The following is a 513-nucleotide window of genomic DNA, read 5'->3' on the forward strand; positions in this document are numbered from 1 at the left end:
TTGCCGGTGCCGACATCCGTCGCCAGGTCGTAACCGGCGATGGTGCCATCGATATCGGTCGCTGCCGGCACCTGCCCGCTGAGAGCACTGTTCTCGCCGGTGGTCTGGGTATCGGCGACGACCACCGGCGCATCGTTGGTGCCGGTGACGGTAATAGTGACCGTCTTGGGCTCGCTGACGCCGCCATCGTTGTCGGTAGCGGTGTAACTGAACGTGACCTCACGGCTCTCGCCCGCAGCCAGACTGTCGAAGTCGGTGCCGGAGACGAAGCTATAGGAACCGTCGGCATTGAACGTCAACGAACCATTGCCGGTACCGACATCCGTCGCCAGGTCGTAACCGGCGATCGTCCCATCGACATCCGTTGCTGCCGGCACTTGCCCGCTGAGAACGGAGTTCTCCTCTGTCATGTCCGTGGCGGCCTGAGCCACCGGTGCATCGTTGGTGCCGGTCACGGTGATGGTGACCGTCTTCGTTGCACTGACGCCGCCATCGTTATCGGTGGCGGTGTAG

Annotated in this window: 1 protein-coding gene; it reads right to left on the reverse strand. The window is 63.2% G+C overall.

Going from position 1 to position 513, the window contains the following annotated elements:
- Positions 1–513, reverse strand: a 513-nt coding sequence (locus BTW08_RS18645; protein WP_210403281.1) for an Ig-like domain-containing protein, incomplete at both ends; no start/stop codon positions are given.

This window comes from Salinicola sp. MH3R3-1 (assembly GCF_001937155.1).
Lineage (GTDB): Bacteria > Pseudomonadota > Gammaproteobacteria > Pseudomonadales > Halomonadaceae > Salinicola > Salinicola halophyticus.